Source organism: Kribbella sp. NPDC050820 (assembly GCF_040653975.1).
Lineage (GTDB): Bacteria > Actinomycetota > Actinomycetes > Propionibacteriales > Kribbellaceae > Kribbella.
Window position 1 is genome coordinate 1 of record NZ_JBFAHB010000115.1, and the last position, 21,023, is coordinate 21,023.

The window sequence follows — 21,023 nt, forward strand, 5'->3', positions numbered from 1 at the left end:
GATCAGCACGACCTCCTCGATACCGGCCGAGCGCGCAACCCTGCTGGCGCCGTGCCACCCCCGGGTCATCGTCGGCATGGCGCACAACACCGGGCAGGCCGACCAGGTGCTGCCACCGCAGGCGTTCCACAAGTCTCCACACTCGGTCATCGCCCAGGAGAAGCCATCGAACTGGAGGCGGGCCGGCACCACCACATCGACGCCGAAGCGGAACTCGCCGTCGTCATCGGCACACCCGCCCGCAACCTGACCCGTGACAACGCCCTCACCGCCGTATTCGGCTACACCTGCGCCAACGACGTCACCGACCGAACCGCACAGGCAGCGGACAGCCTGTGGACCACCGCCAAGAGCAGAGACACCTATACGCCGCTCGGCCCGTGGATCCGCACGGATCTCGATCCGAGCGACGTCGCGGTCCAACTCGGCGACGACACCGGTCTCGGCCCGCAGGCGAGCACGGCCGGACTGGCCCGAGGAGTCGCCGACACACTGGCGTACATCTCCGTCGTGATGACATTGCATCCCGGCGACGTCGTCCTCTGCGGCGCCGCCGCGAAGAACCACAGTTCAGGCACCCCTCGAACACGCCTTCGACGACCCCAATCTCGCCTGACGACAAGACAGCGTGAGCTGTACGCCCTCTGGCAGAAGGAGCTCGGTCCCCGGTCGGGCATTGCCGGGTGCCGCGGCTCGGTAGCCTTGGCGTGTGCAGTCTGAGGGAGTTGACGTGTCGAACGACGGACCGCGGGAGACAGATCGGTCGGCCTTCGGGATCGATGCGTTCGAGTTGGATGATCGGCTCCGGTTGTTTCATTGGACGGCTGCCGACAAGCGGACGGACTATCTGCAGGTACTGCGGGCGATGGATCGGGCGCGCGCGAATTATCAAGTGCTGGTCCACGCGAACGACATCCTGCCGCTCACAAGTGAGCTCGACTCCGACGAGATCACCAGGATTCTCGACCAGTTGCACGCCTACCGAGTGGTTGATCGAAGCTACGACGGCGCCCGGGCCGCGAGTCTCGCGGAGTACCGCAACCGGCACTACGTCTATCAGTTCACCGAGGCCGGCTATCGCGCGTACCGCGCCGTCGAGGATGTGCTCGGCGCAAGCGTCGCCGACGCGTCGCTGTCGAGGCTCGTCCTGCCTGAACTGCTCGACGACCTGGTCGCACTGGGCGAGGCGGTTGCCTCGGACAACAGCGAGGACGTGTACCGCAGGCTGACCCGTCTGGACAGCAAGCTGTCGGACCTGGCTGCCAGAGCAGCCCGCTTCTATCTGATGCTCGGCGACCTGGCGAAACCGCAGGAAGCGTCGGTCGAGATCTTCCTTGCGCACAAGGATGCCTTGCTCGCACATATGCGGGAGTTCACAACCGAGCTGGCACGCTACGCACCCAAGCTCGCCGCGGCCACCGCCCAGGTGGAGTCGCATGGCGTGCAGCGGATGGTCGAGCTCGCTGCGGAGGCCGACGAGCGGATCTTTCGTTCGCCCGCAGAGCGGGTGGCGGATTGGCACCAGCGGTGGCGAGGCCTCACGCACTGGTTCGTCGCGGGTGAGGACGGAGCGCCCGAGGTCGAGCGGCTTCAGTCCGGAACGGTCAGCGCGATCGCGCAGGTGCTCGCGATGCTCCGCCGGCTCACCGAGGCCCGGACGCGCGGGGTCAGCCGGGAGAGCCAGCTGCGGCATCTGGCCGAGTGGTTCGCGCGAACGCCGAACGAGGACGCTGCGCATGCGCTCTTCGGAGCGGTGTTCAACCTCCGGGTGCCGAGGCACGTCGGCGTCGTACACGCTGATCCGGAGCTGATCCCGGCACGGCGGTCGTGGTGGGAAGCCCCGGCAGTGCCGATCGCCCGGACCCTGGTCGAGACCGGCAAGCCGCCGAGTCCTGGGCGTCCGGCGCGGATCGAACGCAACGACGCCCTGCGCCGGCGGCTCAGAGAAGCGCAGCTCGCCGAACACGCGGCTCGTATCGGAGCTGCCTCGTCGTTGGCGGACGGGTTGGACGGGAGGGTGCTCGACGAGGACGAGACCGAGCTGCTGTTCGAGCTGCTGAGCGTAGCCCTCACTACCCGGGTCCCCACGGCCGGCACGACCCGATCCACCGGCAGCGGTACGGCGTACGGCATCAAGCTCCGGCTCGTCCCGCACCCGACGCCTACTGTCGTCGATACGGTCCGCGGCCGGCTGCATCTTGACCGGCACCGTCTGACCGTCGAGGCGGCCGAATGAGTACGCCGATCCAGAGGATCGAGCTCGCCGACTACCAGCGCGCCGTACGGCTGCTGCTGTCGAACCCGCTGATCACCGAGACGTACCCCGATCCGTCCGCGATGCCGATGATCCGGCGATTCGCCGACCACCTGCGATCCGACCTGCACACGGTGTTCGGATACCGGCTGGAGCTGACCGCGCGGACGGCCCGGCTGATCAGGATCCTCGACGAGCTGGACGCGTCACAGCCGGCCAGGACCGCCACCGATCGGCCGTTCGATCGGCGGCGGTACGCGTACCTGGCTCTGACCCTGGCCGCGCTCGGGCGTGCCGGTCTCCAGATCGCGCTGTCGGAGCTCGCCGACCACGTCGCGGCCGACGCCCGCCGCATCGACGGTCTCGGCCTGTCCACCGAGAGGGCCGCCGACCGGTCCGCGTTCGTGGACGCGGTCGCCTGGCTGGAGATCCGCGGCGCGGTGCGGCTGGCGGACGGGAGTGCCCGCCGCTGGGCGGACGACCCGGACTCGGGTGAGGCGTTGTACGACATCGATCAGGACGCGATCACTGCCATCTACCGCCCGACGCGCGTTCTGCAGCACCTCAGCAGTGTCTCGGCGCTGCTCGGTGGTGTAAACGCTGGCCGGCCGGACGGGATCGGCCGGGACGCCCGGCGGCGAGAGGCCGCGACCCGCGTGTCGCGGGCGCTGGTGGAACAGCCGGTGACCTACTTCGACTCCGTTGACGATGCAACGCGCAATATCCTCCGTGGGCCACATGCGGTGCAGCAGGTCGAGCGGCTGACCGGGCTGGTCGCCGAGCGACGCGCCGAAGGCATCGCCATGCTCGACACCTCCGGCAAGTTCTCCGACATCCGTTTCCCCGGCTCCGGCACCGTCGCACAGGCCACCCTCCTGCTCATCGGCCTGATCGCCGAGCGCGTCGCGGGCTCGTCACCGGCACAGATGGCGCTCCAGGCCGGGCGGAGCGCCGAGCTGGAAACGGACCTCGACAACGCGCTCCCCCGGGCCGGGATCCTCGCGGAACTCGCGGGCGCGGGCCCGGCCACCGCTCCGCCGCCGGAGGCGCCCGAGCCGGATCGCCCGGAGCCCGCGACGTACCCGCTGATCGAGGAAACCTGGCTGGCGACCGCGATGGAAGGGTTGATCGAGCGGTACGGCAACACCTTCGCGACTGCGCTGCGAGCCGAACCCGAGCGGCTGCTCAGCGGGGTCGTGGAGCGTCTCGTGTCGCTCGGGATGGCCACAGCGGTACCTGGCGGCTTGTTGGTCCTGCCGCTGATGGCCCGTTACCGTGAGGTCGCGGTTCAGGTACGCCGACGCGCACCCGAGCCAACTCTGTTCGACGAGTAATGACGAGCAACGAGGGGACACCGACCCTGAGCGACGACCGCTTCCGGCCGAGCCGTGCCGGCGTCATCAACCTCTGGGATTATCGCGACGAGGAGTTCGTCTTCGCCGATGGCCGGCTGGTCCTGCGAGGACCGAACGGCTCGGGCAAGACGAAGGCACTCGAGGTCCTGTTTCCGTTCGTCCTCGACGGCCGGATCGAGCCCCGGCGCCTGAACCCGTTCGCCAGCGAGGAACGGACAATGAAGTCCAACCTGCTGTTCGGCGGCCAGGACAGCGCGTACGGCTATGTCTGGATGGAGTTCACCCGCCGCGCCGTGACCGGCGATGCCGAGGCCGTGACGATAGGCACCGGGCTCCGGGCCCAGCGGCACAACGACCGCGTCACGCGCTGGTACTTCGTCACCCCTGGCCGCGTCGGGGTCGATTTCTCGCTGCTCGGTCCCGACGACCGGCCGCTGACCAAGAAGCAGCTCGTCGAACAACTCGGCGCCCGCGCGGTCGTCGACCGCTCGGGCGAGCATCGTGCCGCCGTCGATGCCGCCCTGTTCGGCCTCGGGCCGGAGCGCTACGAGCAGCTCCTCGCCCTCCTGCTCACGTTGCGTCGCCCACAACTGGCCCGCAACCTCGACCCGAAGTCGCTGTCGCGGACGCTCGCAGACGGCCTCCGGCCGCTCGACGACGAGCTGATCAAGGAAGCCGCGCGCTCGTTCGACCACATGGAAAGCGTTCAGCGAACACTGGACGGCCTGGTTAAGGCCGACGAGGCAGCGCGGACGTTCCTGGGCACCTACACCACCTACCTGCGAACACACGCGCGCGCGGCCGCGGACATCGTCGGCGGCCGGCTGGCCGAGGTCAGCGCGACCCGGGACGCTCTCGCCGGCCGAATCGCCGAGGCGGCCGGGGCAAGGACTGCGTTACAGGAAGCCGAGCAACGTCGCGAGGCAGCTGCGATTGTCCTGGCACAGTCCCGTTCCCGGCTGGAATCGTTGCAGGCAAGCGACGCCTACAAGTCCAAGGCCGACCTGGACAAGCTCGTCGAGCTGGTGGAGAGCCTCGGTACTGCGGCCGCAAAACAACGTGGAACCGCGACCCGGGCCACCGAATTGGTCAACCGGCGGTCCGGCGCCGTCGACGAGGCGCGAACAGCGCTCGACAAGGCGGACCGCGCTGTCGCCCGCGCCGCAATGACCTTGGCAACCGCCGCGGGCGAAGCCGGCATCGAGTGGGACGTCGCCGACGCGACCGACGACGAGGGCTTACGCTCGCGCGTCACCGCCCGAACCGAGATCCGCCGGGCCGACGTCCTCGCGGTCGAGGACGCACTGACCCGGCTCGACAACGCCCGCCAGGAACAGCGGCGACGCGACGAGGAGTACGATCGCGCGCAGACCGAGGTGGCCGACGCCGAACTGCAGCTCGAACACGACGCGCAGGAGGTCGCGGCAGCACGGGACGCGGTGACCGCCGAGCTCGCACGCTGGGCAGCACGTCACGAGTCGGCGATTCACGGACTGGATACGGCGGATCTCCGGGCCACGCTGGGCCACGGGGTCGAGCGGATCGGCGAACCTGACGCGCCCGGCCTCGGACAGCTGTTCGACCGCGCCGTGCGTACCCAGGTACAGGAGCGGCGCGATCACGCGGCCGGACTCCGGGCAGAGCACGCGGCGGTGGCCGGCGACCTGCAGGTTGCACAGGACAAACGCGCGGAGATCGCCACGGAGCGCGACGACGCACCACCCGCCTTCCACGCCCGCACTGCCCCGCGGGACGCGCGCCCGGGCACCCCGCTGTGGCGGCTGATCCGGTTCGCCGACCACGTCGCCGCGGATCAGGCCGCGGCGGTGGAAGCCGCGCTGGAGGCGGCCAACCTCCTCGACGCCTGGGTGTTCCCCGACGACCAGACGCTCGGCGCCGACGAGTCCGACGCCTACCTCGTACCGCTCCCCCCGGCCCGCAGACCGGCCGGTCGAACGCTCGCCACCGTCCTGACACCCGAGCCCGGTACGCCGGTCGACGAGGAGCGGATCGTCGCCCTGTTGGAGTCGATCGTACTCGCAGACCTGGGCGACGAACCGCCTTCGGCACCGACGGTGAGCCCAGAGCAGGGCTCCTTTGCGCTGGGCATCCAGATCGGCGCACATCACAAGCCGTACGCCGAGTACATCGGCGCCACCGCCCGCGAGCGCCGCCGCGCGGCCCGGCTCGCGGAGCTCGACCAGGAGATCGCCGGGCTGGAGACGAAACTGCGGCAACTCGGCGACGAGCTGAGCGCGACGACCGCGTTGCTGGACGGCATCGCGCGGGCCGAACGCGACCTGCCGGCCACTGGCGCGATTATCGCCGCACTGCGCAAGCTGGCTGGCACCACAGCGACCTTGCAGGCTCTCCGCACCGCTGAAGGACGCGCCCGCGCCGGCCTCGACCAGGCGATCGCCGAAGCCGCGGACCGGGAGCGCCGGCTGCACGCCACCGCGGCGATGCACTCGATCGCGGCCGACGCGACCGCGGTCCAGCTGGTGCGGGACGCGATCGACCGATTCGTCCGCTCCGGAGACAGTCTGGTCACCGAACGCCGGGACCAGGCATCACGGCACGAGCAGCTCTCCAAGGCCGAGGGCGCTTGGGACGAAGCTCGGGAGGAGGCTCAGCGACTCGACGAGGAAGCTCGCGACGCCGAGCTCACTCATGCCGAGCAGACCGAAGCGCTGACCGCGTTGCAGGCTGCGGTCGGCGCAGACGTCGAGCAGTTACTGGCCGAGGTCGAGGCCACCCGGTCCGCGATCCACGACGCCGAACTCACCGACAAACAGACCGAACGCGAACTCCGCGACGTGATCGGGAACGAGTCCGCCAGCAAGCAGGCGGCCGACGATGCCGGCGCCGCTTTGGCCCGGGCCGTCGGCGAAGCACAGGCCGACGCTCATCGCCTCGCGCCGTACGCTCACCGGGAACTGCTGGACATCCTGAGGGTCCCCGCTGATCATGGCTGGCCGGCAACCACAGAGGAGTGGGAGACACCCGAACGGCTGGCAGCGCAGACCCGGGCGATGCTGGCCGCTGATCCAGCCGCGACTGTGGCCCCGGTGCCGGACGCGGTCGCGCGGCTGCAGGCCGCGATCCTGCGATCCACCCAGGAGTTGCGCCCGACTGAGGCGTCGCTGAAGTCCAGCAAGACCCGGGTCGCCGGTGCGCTGTCCGAGCTCCAGGCAGAACTGTCGGCCGCCGGGCACGACTACCGGCCGGAATGGTCCAGCGACGATGACGTCATCGTCGTCCGAGTCGCCGACGAACAGGGCTTCGCGCCCGTCGGAGACTTCGCCCGGCGGATCGAGGAATCGCGGCGCGACCAGGAACTGCTGCTGACCGAGGCCGAACGCCGGATCCTCGAGGACGCGTTGCTCGGCCGGCTCTCCCAGCAGATCCACGACCGGACGCTCGATGCCCGTGACCTGATCAGCAAGATGGTGACCGAGATGCGCAGCCGACGGATGTCGTCCGGCGCCTCGATCGGGATGCGCTGGGAGCTCGCCGACTGGCTCGACGACGAACAACGCGCAGTCTGCCGACTGCTCGAGCACGACGCGGCCGGCCTCGGCCCGGACGACCTGGCGACGCTGCGGAGCCACTACGCGCGCGAGATCAAGCGTGCCCGCGCGAACCACCCGGACCGCAGCTATTCCGACCTGCTCGCCGAGGTCCTGGACTACCGGCGCTGGCGGACGTTCGTCCTGCAACTGCTCCGCCCGGACGGCAGCGAGGAACGACTGACCCAGGCCAAACACAGTCTGCTGTCCGGCGGCGAGCAGTCAGTGTCGTTGCACATGCCCCTCTTCGCCGCCGCCCACGTGACGTTGTCATCGGCAACAGTCGACTGCCCTCGGCTGATCGCCCTCGACGAGGCTTTCGCCGGCGTGGACGAACCCGGCCGGCGTGAACTGCTCGGCGTCGCGACCCAGTTCGATCTCGACCTATTCATGACCGGGTACGACCTGTGGGCCACCCACGACACCGTTCCCGGCTGTGCTCACTATGACCTTCGGCACTCCCAGACCGATCGGACGGTCAGCGCCGTACTCATGGTCTGGGACGGTAAGGAAGTCCTCGCCGATACGGCGGGCGCGGACCTCGCGTCCCGGCTCGGCTCTCCCGGTACCCGGCGTCGCTCGGATGACGACCACATGGGTCAGCTCAGCGACATCGACGAGGACGAATGATCGAGGACCTGCGCAACGACACGGGCTGGCAGCGCCTGCTCGCGAGCTGCCGGCGGCGCCTTGAGCGCACCGGTGGTGTTGTCGAAGGCAACGTTGGCCTGACCAACCCCACCGATGCCGAACGACGGACTGTCATCGGGCTGACCGGACGCCATCGCAATCCCAGCGTCGCCAGGCTGACCATCCCCCTCGCCGAGATCGACGACGCGCTCTACGACCGTTACGGCGCCGGCCTGCTCGCCGTACTCGCGCGGCTCGACGGTCCGGTCCGCAACCGCGCGGCAGAACGCGCGAGCGAGGACGCGCGACGATCCGCGGCCGTCGCAGACGCCGTACGGCGCTGCCCACGCCACGCCGGCGAGCCCTGGTTCCAGACCTGGCTCGAACAGGTCCAGAGCGACGGCACCGTCACACGGCTGATCCGTCGCGACGACGACGAACAACTCGCCTGGGCAGCCGAAGTCCTCAACCGCCTTCCAGCCGACGGCCTGCCACTGCCGGCCTTGGCTGAGTGGGCCACCGGAAACACGAAAGCACTGTCCGGGACCACGCTCGCCACGCTCGTCCTGCGAGCCTGGGCACTCCGCACCGCGACACCCAAGCCGGTGACCCGCGGCGAGCAGCGGGCCGCCTGGGAGGCAGCCGGCGTCATCATGGACGACCTTGCCAGCCAGGTCCTCGTGCTCGGCCTCAAAGCCGCCGAGGACCATGTGATCGCGACCTGGCTCAACGACGCCGCCGCGTTCGGCATCCCGTTCCGCCTCACCCTGCACCAACTGTCCATCGATCCCCTGACACCAGTCGCCGACGACATCTACGTGTGCGAGAACCCGGCCGTACTCCGCGTCGCCGCAGACGAACTCGCCGAGAACTGCGCGACCCTGATCTGCAGCGAAGGCCAGCCCTCCGCAGCCCTCCACAAACTCCTGGAGCGGACGCACGCACGGATCCACTGGCGAGGCGACTTCGACTGGACCGGACTACGCACCACCGCGGCCGCCATCAAACGGTACGACGCCACCCCGTGGCGGATGACCGCCGACGACTACCTCGCCGCTCTCGAAACCGGCGACAGCGAACCGCTCAAAGGAACCCCCACCACCAGCCCATGGGACCCCAGACTCGCCGACGCACTGTCGCAACACCGTCGCGCAGTCATGGAAGAACGTCTCATCCACCCCCTACTCCAAGACCTCCACCGCTGACCTCAGACCCCGGGTTCACCCAGGCGCCAAGCCGTTCAGGTTCCTGGCCGCTGCCAGGTTGTGTCACGACTGCCGGGTTGTATGTCAGGCCAGTGGTAACACAACCCCGCTATCGGCTCCCCGAGCAACCAATCGACGTGGCACTGAACCGCTCGGAGGGACTCTAGGGTCTCGAAGAATCGCTTTCTCGGCGCCCCGGGCATGTCCCGGAATGCAAATCTGCCACCAGCCAGCCTGCAAACCTGCCCATGCGGCGACTGCAGATCTGCCGCTCATGGCTCCCGAGTCCGCACATCTCGATCTGCTGACGTGCACACACGAGCTTCCCACGCGGTCGTCTGCGGCGAGTCCGCACTTGCACAGCACGATCTGATCGACGACGCATAGCAGCTGCCGTACATCTCCGCGCGACGGTTATGCTGGCGCGCGTGGCAAACCGAGCTCGGAGATTCGTGGCACCGCTGATCGGCCGGTGGCGGATCGTGGAGATGAGTGGATGGGACCGCGACGCCATCGACCTGACCGAACCGGGTTTCATCGAGTTCGCCGGGGACAGGACCGGCCAGCTCGGGTTCATCGCGGTCCGTGGTTGGCTGGACTGCCGTCCGGCCGAGCGAGACGGCCGGCCCACTGTCGACTTCACCTGGGAGGGGGTCGACGAGGGCGACCAAGTCAGCGGACGCGGCTGGGCGGCGCTTGTCGGCCACGAGTCGATCGAGGGGCATCTGTTCTTCCACCTGGGAGACGACTCCAGCTTCCGGGCAGTACCCTTCAACCACCAACTGGACGGGCAGTGAGCGAGTACCAGTACTACGAGTTCCTGGCGATCGACCGGCCACTGGACGATGACGAGCAGGCAGCGGTCCGGTCGCTGTCCACCCGGGCAAGGATCACGGCCACCAGTTTCGTGAACGAGTACCACTGGGGCGATTTCCGGGGCGACCCGAACCTGTTGATGGAGCGCTACTACGACGCGCATCTGCATGTGACGAACTGGGGCACGCACCGCGTGTTGGTTCGCCTGCCCAGTGATCTGCTCGGCCCGGACGTCGTCGAGCGATACTGCGCCGGCGACGCGTTGAGCGCCTGGCTCGCGGGCGAGTTCGTCGTGCTCGACTTCACCAGCCAGGACCACAACGGCGAGTTCGACTTCGACTACGACGCCGAGTCGTTGCTGTCAGCAATCGTCGGCGTTCGTGCCGAACTCGCCGCGGGTGATCTGCGGCCACTCTACCTCGCGTGGCTGGCCGCCTACGGCGCCTGGGAACCTGACGAGGAGGTCTTCGAACTCGACGCCGACGACGATCTCGAACCACCAGTCCCGCCCGGGCTCGGCACGCTCACCGCGGCACAGCGAGCATTGACCGACTTCCTCCGCCTCGATGAAGACCTGCTCGCGATCGCAGCCCAAACCTCCCCGCCAATCGAGCAGATCGCCGACGATCCTGCTGATGTCGCCGACTGGGTGGCCGGCCTGCCGATCGCCGAGAAGGACCGGCTGCTGCGACGGGTCGTCCAGGGTGAGGCCACGCGGGTACGGATGGAGATGCTGCGCCGCTTCCAGGACCAGGTCACCCCGACCATCCCCACCCCAGCCCCCCCGCACCGTTGCCGATCTGCTCGACAGCGCCGCACGCCGGCGAGCCGACCGCGAGCGTCAGCTCACCGCTCAACGCGCGGAAGACGAGGCGCGGCGCGAGCAGGCACGCGCCCTGGCCCGCGAACGACGACTCGACGACCTGGCCCGCCAGGAAGAGGCTGCGTGGTCGCGCGTCGAGGCCCTGATCGCCACCCGGAAACCCGCCGAGTACGACGCAGCAGTCACTCTGCTCACCGACCTCCAGGCACTCGCCGAACGCGAGGACCGCCCCGGCGCGTTCACCCAGCGCACCATCACTCTGCGGCAAACCCACGCGCGCAAACCCAGCCTCATCGAACGCCTCAACCGAGCCGGCGTCTAAGCTCGACCCACACCTCCGCCGACCAGCCAACTACCTGAGCCCAGGCCGGACCATTGTGTGCTGAACCGACCGCCAGCGCCGGTCCCGTTGCAGTACGTCTCTACGGCGGCGAGGCCACCATCAGCATCTCGGATCACTCGATCTGCACCGCCGGTGTCTCCCGCAAGCAGCTCTCCCGGAGGCGTCAGCCGGCGCGATCGAGCGTATAGCACAGGGCGAGTACCGCATGACCGGAGCGCCACCGCAGGAGCACGAGGCAATCTACGCAACCTGGCTGGCTCTTGGCGGAGCGACCGCGCCCCGCACCGCGGCCGGTGTCGCATCGGTCGTGGCGGCCGGTGTCACGGCGGCGATCGTTCACGATGTCGGTGACTTCGTCTCCGACGGTTTTGACTTCATGGTGCCTGCGCGCAACGGCACTCGGCTCGCCGGCGTGCGTCTACGCGTCCGGCGACTGAGCCGTGACGAAGTGATCCCGGTCGATGGCCTCCCTAGCCTGACTGTCGAGCGCACGATCGCGGATCTGGTCGAGCTCGGGACCGACCTGTCTTTGGTCGCCGGCGCGATCCGTGGCGCGGTGAGCGCCGACAAGCTCGTGGCACCCGACCGGCTCGCGACTTACCTCGACCCCATCGCGGCGCAGGAGCGCCGCCGGTCCCCGGCGAACGACCTGTTCGAGCCGGCCGGCGTGAGTCCGGAAGAATGGGGTGCAGGGCGTGGCGCCGCATCCCGCAGCGAGATCCTGATCGGATGTGAAGGGGAAGATCCGACGCGTGTATCAAATCGCACCCCTCAATGCCATCACGGGGTATGATTTGATACATGACGCCCTCGGAGCGCGGCCAAAGGATCCTTTATTTATAAGAGCTTTCGATCATCAGCGACAAACGACGATCAGCCTCAGCTGGAATTCAGCGGGTTCGGGATTCGAGTCCCTGGCGGCGCACAAACACCCAGGTCACAGCGCAGGCCTGGGTTTCTTCATGCCTGCAGGTCACCTTTTACTCACCTCTTTGCCTCGTCAGCGGCCGACGGCGGCCCACAGTCACGCCTCGGCCCAGGTCTCCGAGGCGCTCGCCTGATCGTGACTGTGTGTCACATCACAACGCTTCGCATCGTTACCGACTTGTCGGTTCTGCCCGACCCGAGAGCGTTGAGCAGCCAACCATCACACCGGTTGGAGGCATGACATGTCGAGGCCACCACTGCCGATCGGGGCCCGGGGGAGCATTTCCACCAAGGTCATCGAGGCCGACAAGAACGGCAAACCCATCAAGCAGCAGCCGTGGCGAGTTGTTCACCCGCACGATCGATCGCCGCATCGAGCAACTCGATCGCACGCCGGATCGACCAGCCCATACCCGTCAGAACCCGCCCGTCCGCGGATCGATCCGATGGCGTGTTGGTCCGAGTCCGCTGCTCTTCCTCGATATGATTCCGAGCCTCGCGAACGTCTCCGCCACGCAGAACCTTGTCTGCTGTCTCCAGGAGTCCGGGAAGAGTCGCCGGACCTGGATCGGCTGACCCCGAGTCCGGCGCGGCCACTAGTTCCGTCGACCTACGCCAGCCGGCCGCGCCGGCGTCCGCCATGCCATGCAACGCGCCCTTCCCGCCCCGGGACGATCACCCAAACCGGTGGCCGCCGGGCCGTAGGCGATGGGCATACCAATGGAGCGTTACGACCTCAGCGAGGATCGGGCCTTCGAAATGCTGTGGCGCTACTCGCAGCAGCGCAACCGCAAGCTGCGCGACGTCGCTCAGGAATTGGTCGACACCCGCCACCTGCCGCATTGATGCCGCCGGGTCACGAAGAGTTCATACGCAGCGAAAAGCCGGCGTCTATTCCCGCTGAAAGAGGCGTGCCCGCAGTGCGGCGCGGCCACGGTCACGCACGGCCGGATCGATCGTCGTCCGTAGACCGCGGCTCGGCGCGCTGGGACCGGATGACAGCTTGCGCACTCATGACGACCACCGCCACTCCCATCAGAAACCAGAGGACGAAGTCAACTGCTCCGACCGACATCACGCTCACCTTCCTGGATGATCGAATTTACGCTACATAGTATGTAGCGTAAATAGAGATAGATCTATTCCCGGCAGACGGACCCCGTGCCCCACAACCCAACCAGTCGCGGCCGGGCGTCGCTCGTACGACGATCTACCGCCGCTGCCGGAGCCGCCTTCCGTACCTTGGACTCGAGGAGGAGCTGATGGCAGACGTAACGAACGCCTCGCGGCCCTCCGTCGTCGTGGGAGTTGACGGGTCCGAGCACAGCCGTCGTGCCTTGGAGTGGGCAGCAGGAGAGGCCCGCCTCCGCGGCGCTGTGCTGCGGATCGTGCCTGCGCTGCCTGTCGGACTGACCCGCAGTGGCGGTCCGGATCCGCATGTCGATGCCGCGGCACGCGGACTCGCGGACCTGGCCGCACTTGCCCGGCGGCTCGATCGCAGACCGGTCGCGGTGACCAGCGACATTGTCAACGGCCTACCCGTCAAGGTGCTGACCGAGGAGTCGCGGCACTGCGCGCTCCTGGTCCTGGGCAGCCGTGGACATGGTGGCTTCGCGAACTTGGTGCTGGGCTCCACAGCCGTCGAGGTGACTGCGCGAACCGCCTGCCCTGTCGTGGTCGTCCCTCCAGGTGCCGATGTCCGGAATCGATCAGGCGCCGTGGTGGTCGGCGTCGACGATTCCACCGGAAGCGAGTCGGCCCTGGAGTTCGCCTTCGCTCGCGCCGAACAGCGCCGTGCCCACCTCGTCGCCGTACAGGTATGGAATCCTCCGAAGCAGTTCAGCGGCCATTCAGCAGCAGACATCGAACGGGTTCGCCGCGACTCAGAGGAGTTGCTGGCCAACACTGTCGCCCGATGGCAGATCCGGTTCCCCGACGTGATCGTGGAAACCCGATCGATCGAGGGGCACGTCGTCGCCGAGCTCGCAGCGGCGTCGGTAGGCGGCGAGGTTGTCGTCGTGGGGAGACGCGGACGATCCGTCGTGGCCGGGGCGTTCCTGGGATCAGTGGGCCAAGGTCTTCTTCGCCACGCGGTGGTCCCGGTCGTGATCGCGCGCTGAATGCCGGCGGGTCGCCGTACCGGCTGTTCGGCTGCCTGATCTGGACTCACTTTCCGGAACCGTGGATCAAGCCGTCCCAATCGATCGGAGAACGGCCTGCTCCGCTTTCCCCTTGAAGATATGGCCTGGGGTCTCCTGCCGCCCTGGCACCTGATGCCAGCCAGGCAGCCAGACCGCGAGGGCTTCGGCGCTCGAGCTCGTCGAGGTACTCCTGGCGTTCCGCGACGATCCGCAGGCGCTGCGCCGGTGACGTTGCTCTCTGCAGGGCGGGAAAACTGGCGCGCCATGCCAGAGACAACTCCTCGTCGCTCAGGTCAGCCGGCGCAGGACGGGCGGCAGCTACCTGCTCGGGATCGGGCTCGGTGGGAGCGCTGGGCTCTGGCACAGAATCCGGGTAGGTCCCGTCGTACCCTCGCGGGCCGGCCGCCCGCGGCGACGTGAACACGTGGCCGTGCCGCCCGAACCGGCGCAGGCCGATCCGGACGACGTGCGGCGATCCACCGATCACGAACACCAGCAACAGCACCGCCATCGCTGCGCCCAGGAGCATCCCCACACCGACCAAAGCCAGGCAGCCTGCCCCGCTGAGGACCGTGCTGGTCGCCACTACTCGGCGTCCGCCCGGCGGGAGCCTGGGGTTGTCGCCCTCAGGGATCAGCACGAGCCACGAGACGACCCCGCCGGTGATGGCTGCCATCACGAACACCGTGATGATCGTCCCCAACGACAAGGTCGATGCGGCCATCCCGCCGATCACGCCGAGCAGCCCACACACGAGCAGCCAGACGACGCGGTAGACGCTCTGCGCGCCTTGCACGACACACCTCCCGCAGTACTCTTCGCTTTCCTTCTTCACCTGCCACCCTGCCTCGATGCGGTGCCGACCAGTAGGACCTCAATCGGCGAACGTCTCCGGGGCTGTTTTCCGGTCCCCGGCAACGGCGGGTGCCGGTCGGGCGCTCTTGCCGGGCGTCGGCCATGAGGCGGGTCACAGGTTCGCCGGTCGTCGACATACCTTTTCGCCCACTTCATCGGCACAGTCGGCACCGCAGGCGTCCAGAGCTGAAGGTGAGCGGCGGTATGAGGACATCAAGTGCGGCGAGGTTTCGTGGTCGACGACCGGTCCTGGTCGGTGTCGACGGCTCGGTGTCCGCTCAGGGAGCACTGGCCTGGGCCACCGCGGAAGCGTCCTACCGGCACTGCCCACTGCACATCGTTCATGCCGTCACCTGGCCGGCCCTCGGCGATCCCATCGACATCACGGGCGCGACGACCGTCGGCGACGGCGTCGTGGAGGCGGCCCGGTGGATTCTCGACGAGGCGGAGAACCACGCGCGCCATCTGGCTCCTGGCCTCATGGTCAAGGCCGAGCTGTTCGTCGCCGGCGCCGCGCCGACGTTGCTGAGCCAGGCAGAGGACGCTGAGCTGGTCGTCGTGGGCAGCCGGGGCCTTGGCGGCTTCCGCGGCCTGCTGGTCGGATCGGTGAGCGCTACCCTAGCCGCGCACGCACCCTGCCCGGTCATCGTCGTCCGCCCGCAGCGAGACGGTACGGCGTTTCCTGCCTACCCGACCGGCCGGATCGTGGTCGGCGTCGACGGATCGGAGCTCTCGACCGCCGCGCTCCGGTTCGCGTTCAAGGAGGCGGCCCGCCGCCATGTCGGAGTCACCGCCGTCCACGTGACCACGCCGCCACGCAGACACCGCTCGCGCAGCACGCCCAGCCTCATCGGCGAGCAGGTCGAACAGCAACGGTTCGACGAATCGCTTGATCAGCTACGGGTCCCTGGCATCGACCTGCAGGCGAGGATCGTGCCCGGCCACCCGGCGCAGGTGCTGATCGACGAGTCGCTCGGCGCCGAACTCGTCGTCGTCGGTTCGCACGGCGGGGGAGGGTTCGCCGGCATGCTGCTCGGATCGGTCAGCCACGCGGTCCTCCAGCACGCCCACAGTCCGGTGGCGGTCGTTCACGTCCGCCGCACTGCAGCCAATGGGACCACCCATCGGGCCACTCGCCAGCTGACCGGACCGCGTCCCCTCCCCGAACTGGAGGAGCTGTCATGACGTCAGTGTCGTGAGGCCTGCCTGGCAGCGCCGGACAGGTCGGTCAGCACGTCGTCGTACGCCGCGTCGAAGGCCGCAATGCCGTTCACCTCCAGGGCGCGGCCAACGTCGTCCAGGTCGATGCCCAAGGCCACCAATCGCGACATCACCTCCGAGGCCCGCGGAAGCTCGGTGTCGACCGTCCGTGCCAGTACGCCGTGATCCTCGAAGGCGGCGACAGTGGCCTCCGGCAAAGTGGTGACGCTGTCGGCGCCGATGAGCTCCTCAACATACCGGGTGTCGCGCGTCCTCGGGCTCTTACTGGACGTCGAGGCCCACAGTGGTCGCTGGACGTCTGCGCCCAGGCGACCAAGCCGCTGCCAACGATCGGTGGAAAACCGGTCTGTGAACAGTTTGTAGGCCAGCTTGGCCTGGGCCACCGCAGCTTCGCCGCGCAGCGCCAGCGCCTCGTCGGTTCCGATCGCCTCGAGGCGCCGGTCAACCTCGGTATCGACCCTGCTGACGAAGAACGACGCGACGCTGTTGACGGTGCTCGGGTCGCCGCCGTTCAGGACGAACCTCTCCAGCCCGGACTGGTAGGCCTCGATGATCTGGGCGTAGCGGGACAGGGAGAACAACAGTGTCACGTTGATGCTGCTGCCCTCGGCGGTCAGGGTTTCGACGGCGGCGACACCGGCGCTGGTCGCCGGGATCTTGACGAGCAGGTTGGGCTGGTTGATCCGCCGACTGAGCCACCGGGCTGCGGCGACCGTCGCCGGAGCGTCGTGAGCCAGCTCAGGAGACACCTCCACGGACACGAACCCGTCAGCGGAGTTGCTCGCGTCGAACAACGGCCGCAGGACGGCGAGGGCCTGCCTGACGTCTTCGACGACGAGTTCCCAGTACGCCTCGGCCACCGAGCTGCCGGCCGCGATCAGCTCGGCGAACTGCTCGTCGTACTCGCTCGAGCCGGTGATACTCCTGGCGAAGATCGTCGGGTTCGCGGTGACACCTCGGATCCCGTTGCCGACCATTCGCGCCAGACTGCCGTCGTGCAGCTGTGCGCGGGTGAGGTTGTCCAGCCAGGGGCTCTGGCCATAGTCGGCGTAGAGGCTTTGCAGCTTGGTCGCTCGGGCGACGGCAGTTCGATCCACGGCACCTCCCATTTTGTGCAGCTACTACTGTGCTGCCACTGCTCCTCGAGAGGTACGGCGTCGACCGGCGAACTGGCGCCGTCCTGATCGCCGGGGCCCGGCAACGACCCGGCCCTCAACCGCTGCACGGTCAGTAGGCGTCCGCGATGCGGGGGAAATCGCGCGCGGGCCAGTCGAGAAGTCGCGCGCCCAGAACGGCGATGTGCAAAGTGAATCGCTGATCGGGATCGCCCGCGTCGTGGCCCGTGAGCTCCTTGACCTTGGCCAGCCGGTAGGTGACGGTGCGGACCGACACATGCAGGCGACGCGCTGCGTCGGTGGCGACTTCGCCGGTGGCGAAATATGCCTCGAGGGTCTGCAGCAACGGCTCAGCACCCCCGCGAGCCTCGGTCAACGGGGTGAGCACGGTCTGGATGAGATCGACGATGGCGGCCTGGTCGCGGACCAGAACCCGGTACACGAGCATGTCCTTGGCGTCGACGACCGAGGTGTCAAGGCTCAACCGGTCGGTCAGAGTCAGCGCTTCCCGCGCCTCTTCGTAGGAGCGGGCGATACCGTACGAGCCGGGGTAGGGCCGCCCCGTCGCGACCCGCCATTCACGGCCGGAGCGGTGCCGGGTCAACGCGTCGTGGATCGCGGTCCCCACGCCCTGCGTGATGGTGCGTGGAGCGGTGCTGGGGACGGTCGCCGGAATCAGCACGACGAGCAGTCCCTCCTTGGTTGCCACCAGCACTTCACGGTCCCCGAACCGGTCGAGGATGAAGGCTTCCAGCATGCTCACGCTGGTATCGCCCTCCGGAAGACCGTCGGCCGGCCGGGCCAGGACGACCTGGTGCGGCCGGCCGAGGTCGAGTCCGAACGGCTCGGCGCGCTCCACGATTCGGGCGACATCGGGGTCCCCGCGCAGCAGGTCGTCGACCAGTTCGCGGCGCAGCGCCTCCTCTTGCCGGACCAGCTGCTGGGTAGCGGCCTGGTAGCTGTCGACGAGTACGGCGATCGCCTCACCGACAGCGCGAAGTACGGCCTGCGCCGAGGCACGCACGGTGTCGCGGTCGCGATACGGCACGACGTCGGGCAGATCCCGCCACATCCGCCAGGCCGCGGACAGGTAGAGGTCGACAACTCGGCCGGCAGGGATGCCCTGTTCGGCAGCGCGACGGCCGAGTTCACGCACGATCGCCAGTTCGTGTTCACGGGGTCGTCTCCCGGAGATCGCGGCGTCTGCCAGGAGAGTGAGATACTCGACCAGCAACTCCAGCGGCGCCTGGGAGTCTCCCGCAGCCGCTTGCGCGATCGCCGTCAGCCACGCCTCGTCCGCGCTGTTCGCGGCGCCGGATCCCGGCCACTGAAGCTCCCCGGACCCGCTCATCCACTCCCCCTAACGCTGGATCGACGCCGCTGGTGGGCCAATTCCCAGTAGAGCATCATTGCCGGGCGTCGGCCATGAGCCTTGCCACAGGTTCGCCGATGGCCGCCGTACTGGACTTGCCGCCGGAACGGCACAGTGGGAGCTGTTGGGGCATCCAGGGCTGAAGCGGACACCTGACGGGCTCTCGAATCCGAAGGAGCGAGCATGACACCGACGCCGCAAGGCCTGCCGGAGAGCCTCGGGCTGCACAGCCAACTGCTCGACCTGGATCCCTCGGAGACCCGCGAGTGGCTCGAGTCGATCGACCAGGTGGTCGACCATGCCGGGCAGAACAGGGCGCGGTACCTGCTGCTCAGCATCCTGCAGCGGGCCCGCGACCGGCACGTCGGCGTCGCGAACCTGCGCAACACCGACTATCTCAACACCATCGCTCCCGATGCAGAACCGGAGTTCCCCGGAGACGAGCATGTCGAGCGGCGGATCCGTGCCTACAACCGCTGGAACGCTGCGGTCATGGTGCACCGGGCCCAGCGGCCCGGCGTCGGCGTCGGCGGACACATCTCCACCTATGCTTCCGCGGCAGCTCTGTTCGAGGTCGGGTTCAACCACTTCTTCCGCGGCCGCGACGCCCCTGGCGGCGGCGATCAGGTCTATTTCCAGGGTCACGCCTCCCCCGGCATCTACGCGCGCGCGTTCCTGGAGGGCCGACTCACCGAGAGCCAACTGGACGGGTTCCGGCAGGAGCTGTCACACGCCGGGCTTAGCGGCGGACTGCCGCCGTACCCGCACCCACGGCTGATGCCGGACTTCTGGGAGTTTCCGACGGTCTCGATGGGCCTCGGGCCGATCAACGCGATCTACCAGGCGCGCTTCAACCGCTACCTGCACAATCGTGGCCTCAAGGACACCAGCCGGCAACGGGTGTGGACGTTCCTCGGCGATGGCGAGATGGACGAGCCCGAGTCCCTCGGTGCGATCGGCGTAGCAGCGCGCGAAGAGCTCGACAACCTTGTCTTCGTTGTCAACTGCAACTTGCAGCGCCTCGACGGTCCGGTCCGCGGCAACGGCAAGATCATTCAGGAACTGGAGTCGTACTTCCGCGGCGCCGGCTGGAACGTCATCAAGGTGATCTGGGGCCGCGAGTGGGACCCGCTGCTGGCCGCCGACACCGACGGCGCGTTGCTCAACCTGATGAACACCACTCCCGACGGCGACTTCCAGACCTACAAGGCCGAGTCCGGCGCGTTCGTGCGCGAACACTTCTTCGGTCGCGATCCCCGTACCGCGGCCATGGTGGAGCACCTGTCCGACAGCGAGATCTGGAACCTCAAACGGGGCGGACACGACTACCGCAAGCTCTACGCCGCCTACCGGGCCGCGACCGAGCACACGGGCCAGCCGACGGTCATCCTGGCCAAAACCATCAAGGGCTGGACGCTCGGCTCACACTTCGAGGGCCGCAACTCGACCCACCAGATGAAGAAGCTGACCGTCGACGATCTCCGGAGCTTCCGAGACCGGCTCTTCCTGGACCTCCCCGACGCCGCGCTCGACGCCGTCAAGCCTCCGTACTACCTTCCCCCGCCGGACTCTCCGGAACTGGAGTACCTGCACGAGCGCCGTCGATCACTCGGCGGCTACCTGCCCGCCCGGAGAGTCACCAGCGCACCACTCCAGCTGCCGGGCGAGGCGGCGTACGAGATCGCCCGGCGCGGCTCGGGCCGGCAACAGGTCGCCACCACGATGGCGTTCGTCCGGCTGCTCAAGGACCTCATGAAGGACCCGCGGATCGGTCACCGCTTCGTGCCGATCATCCCCGACGAGGCACGCACCTTCGGTCTGGATTCGCTGTTCCCGTCCAAGAAGATCTACTCCCCCCACGGACAACGCTACCTGTCGGTGGACCGCGAGCAGATGCTCAGCTACCAGGAGGACCCGCGGGGTGTGCTCCTGCACGAGGGCATCACCGAGGCCGGCTCCGCCGCGTCCTGGACCGCCGCTGGCACGTCGTACGCCACGCACGGCGAACCGATGATCCCGCTGTACATCTTCTACTCGATGTTCGGGTTCCAGCGCACCGGGGACCAACTGTGGGCGGCCGGGGATCAGCTGACCAGGGGATTCCTGCTCGGGGCCACGGCCGGCCGCACCACCCTGAACGGGGAAGGCCTGCAGCACCAGGACGGTCATTCGTTGCTACTGGCATCAACCAATCCCGCGTGCATCGCGTACGACGCCGCCTACGCCTTCGAGCTCGCGCACATCACCGCCGACGCCCTCCGGCGCATGTACGGCGAACCGCACCCCGGCGAGGACCAGAACGTCTTCTACTACCTCACGCTCTACAACGAGCCGATCACACAGCCGGCCGAGCCCGCCGACGTCGACGTCGACGTCGACGTCGGCGGGCTCGGCCGG

15 protein-coding genes and 1 pseudogene are annotated in these 21,023 nt (G+C 68.3%); 11 read left to right on the forward strand and 5 right to left on the reverse strand.

What is annotated here, in order from left to right:
* From AB0H36_RS45585 to AB0H36_RS45610, 6 genes are all read left to right on the forward strand, one after another.
* Positions 1-720 (forward strand): fumarylacetoacetate hydrolase family protein (locus AB0H36_RS45585; protein WP_360538011.1); only part of this gene is annotated, 720 nt, incomplete at its 5' end.
* A 10-nt stretch (positions 721-730) separates the two neighbouring features.
* The gene (locus tag AB0H36_RS45590) at positions 731-2,236 is read left to right on the forward strand and encodes a TIGR02677 family protein (protein ID WP_360538013.1); all 1,506 of its coding nucleotides are present in this window, start codon (positions 731-733) and stop codon (positions 2,234-2,236) included.
* Positions 2,233-3,588 carry a TIGR02678 family protein gene (locus AB0H36_RS45595; RefSeq protein WP_360538015.1) on the forward strand — a complete coding sequence of 452 codons (1,356 nt, stop codon included), beginning with the start codon at positions 2,233-2,235 and terminating at the stop codon, positions 3,586-3,588. Before AB0H36_RS45590 ends, AB0H36_RS45595 begins: the two co-directional genes overlap by 4 nt.
* Positions 3,588-7,808, forward strand: a complete 4,221-nt coding sequence (locus tag AB0H36_RS45600; protein WP_360538017.1) for a TIGR02680 family protein — start codon at positions 3,588-3,590, stop codon at positions 7,806-7,808. The genes AB0H36_RS45595 and AB0H36_RS45600 overlap by 1 nt, the downstream gene beginning before the upstream one ends.
* Positions 7,805-9,013: a TIGR02679 family protein gene (locus tag AB0H36_RS45605; protein ID WP_360538019.1), complete on the forward strand. Its 1,209-nt coding sequence runs from the start codon at positions 7,805-7,807 to the stop codon at positions 9,011-9,013. The genes AB0H36_RS45600 and AB0H36_RS45605 overlap by 4 nt, the downstream gene beginning before the upstream one ends.
* A 428-nt stretch (positions 9,014-9,441) precedes the next feature.
* Positions 9,442-9,810, forward strand: coding sequence for a hypothetical protein (locus tag AB0H36_RS45610; RefSeq protein WP_360538021.1), 369 nt, complete (start codon positions 9,442-9,444; stop codon positions 9,808-9,810).
* Positions 9,811-10,190: 380 nt separating this feature from the next.
* On the opposite strand, the gene AB0H36_RS45615 is transcribed toward AB0H36_RS45610, so the two are convergent.
* Both AB0H36_RS45615 and AB0H36_RS45620 read right to left on the reverse strand, forming a co-directional pair.
* Positions 10,191-10,619, reverse strand: a complete 429-nt coding sequence (locus AB0H36_RS45615) for a hypothetical protein (protein WP_360538023.1) — start codon at positions 10,617-10,619, stop codon at positions 10,191-10,193.
* Positions 10,585-10,926: a hypothetical protein gene (locus tag AB0H36_RS45620; RefSeq protein WP_360538025.1), complete on the reverse strand. Its 342-nt coding sequence runs from the start codon at positions 10,924-10,926 to the stop codon at positions 10,585-10,587. The genes AB0H36_RS45615 and AB0H36_RS45620 overlap by 35 nt, the downstream gene beginning before the upstream one ends.
* A 274-nt stretch (positions 10,927-11,200) precedes the next feature.
* Between AB0H36_RS45620 and AB0H36_RS45625 the strand changes: the two genes are divergently transcribed.
* From AB0H36_RS45625 to AB0H36_RS45635, 3 genes and pseudogenes are all read left to right on the forward strand, one after another.
* Positions 11,201-11,788: a transcriptional regulator gene (locus tag AB0H36_RS45625; RefSeq protein WP_360538027.1), complete on the forward strand. Its 588-nt coding sequence runs from the start codon at positions 11,201-11,203 to the stop codon at positions 11,786-11,788.
* Between the two features lie 839 nt (positions 11,789-12,627).
* Positions 12,628-12,768: pseudogene (locus tag AB0H36_RS45630) on the forward strand (ANTAR domain-containing protein); the annotation flags it as partial.
* A gap of 416 nt (positions 12,769-13,184) precedes the next feature.
* Positions 13,185-14,042 (forward strand): universal stress protein, encoded by an 858-nt coding sequence (locus tag AB0H36_RS45635; RefSeq protein ID WP_360538029.1) that lies wholly within the window; start codon positions 13,185-13,187, stop codon positions 14,040-14,042.
* A gap of 46 nt (positions 14,043-14,088) precedes the next feature.
* Here the strand turns inward: AB0H36_RS45635 and AB0H36_RS45640 are convergent, their stop codons facing one another.
* Complete coding sequence (locus AB0H36_RS45640) at positions 14,089-14,859, reverse strand: hypothetical protein (protein ID WP_360538031.1); 771 nt, start codon at positions 14,857-14,859, stop codon at positions 14,089-14,091.
* A gap of 263 nt (positions 14,860-15,122) precedes the next feature.
* On the opposite strand from AB0H36_RS45640, the gene AB0H36_RS45645 reads away from it, so the two are divergent.
* Positions 15,123-16,103, forward strand: a complete 981-nt coding sequence (locus AB0H36_RS45645; protein ID WP_360538033.1) for a universal stress protein — start codon at positions 15,123-15,125, stop codon at positions 16,101-16,103.
* A gap of 2 nt (positions 16,104-16,105) precedes the next feature.
* Here AB0H36_RS45645 and tal read toward each other — a convergent pair whose 3' ends face one another.
* The gene (gene tal / locus AB0H36_RS45650) at positions 16,106-17,236 is read right to left on the reverse strand and encodes a transaldolase (RefSeq protein WP_360538035.1); all 1,131 of its coding nucleotides are present in this window, start codon (positions 17,234-17,236) and stop codon (positions 16,106-16,108) included.
* 130 nt (positions 17,237-17,366) lie between these two features.
* Positions 17,367-18,605, reverse strand: a complete 1,239-nt coding sequence (locus tag AB0H36_RS45655; protein ID WP_360538037.1) for a helix-turn-helix domain-containing protein — start codon at positions 18,603-18,605, stop codon at positions 17,367-17,369.
* Between the two features lie 204 nt (positions 18,606-18,809).
* On the opposite strand from AB0H36_RS45655, the gene aceE reads away from it, so the two are divergent.
* Positions 18,810-21,023 (forward strand): pyruvate dehydrogenase (acetyl-transferring), homodimeric type (gene aceE, locus AB0H36_RS45660; RefSeq protein ID WP_360538039.1); only part of this gene is annotated, 2,214 nt, incomplete at its 3' end.

Coding starts and splice junctions, on each gene's coding strand:
- AB0H36_RS45655 (WP_360538037.1), bottom strand. CDS start 18,605: ATGAGCGGGTCCGGGGAGCTTCAGTGGCCGGGATCCGGCGCCGCGAAC.
- AB0H36_RS45595 (WP_360538015.1), top strand. CDS start 2,233: ATGAGTACGCCGATCCAGAGGATCGAGCTCGCCGACTACCAGCGCGCC.
- AB0H36_RS45600 (WP_360538017.1), top strand. CDS start 3,588: ATGACGAGCAACGAGGGGACACCGACCCTGAGCGACGACCGCTTCCGG.
- AB0H36_RS45625 (WP_360538027.1), top strand. CDS start 11,201: ATGACCGGAGCGCCACCGCAGGAGCACGAGGCAATCTACGCAACCTGG.
- AB0H36_RS45635 (WP_360538029.1), top strand. CDS start 13,185: ATGGCAGACGTAACGAACGCCTCGCGGCCCTCCGTCGTCGTGGGAGTT.
- AB0H36_RS45605 (WP_360538019.1), top strand. CDS start 7,805: ATGATCGAGGACCTGCGCAACGACACGGGCTGGCAGCGCCTGCTCGCG.
- AB0H36_RS45645 (WP_360538033.1), top strand. CDS start 15,123: ATGAGGACATCAAGTGCGGCGAGGTTTCGTGGTCGACGACCGGTCCTG.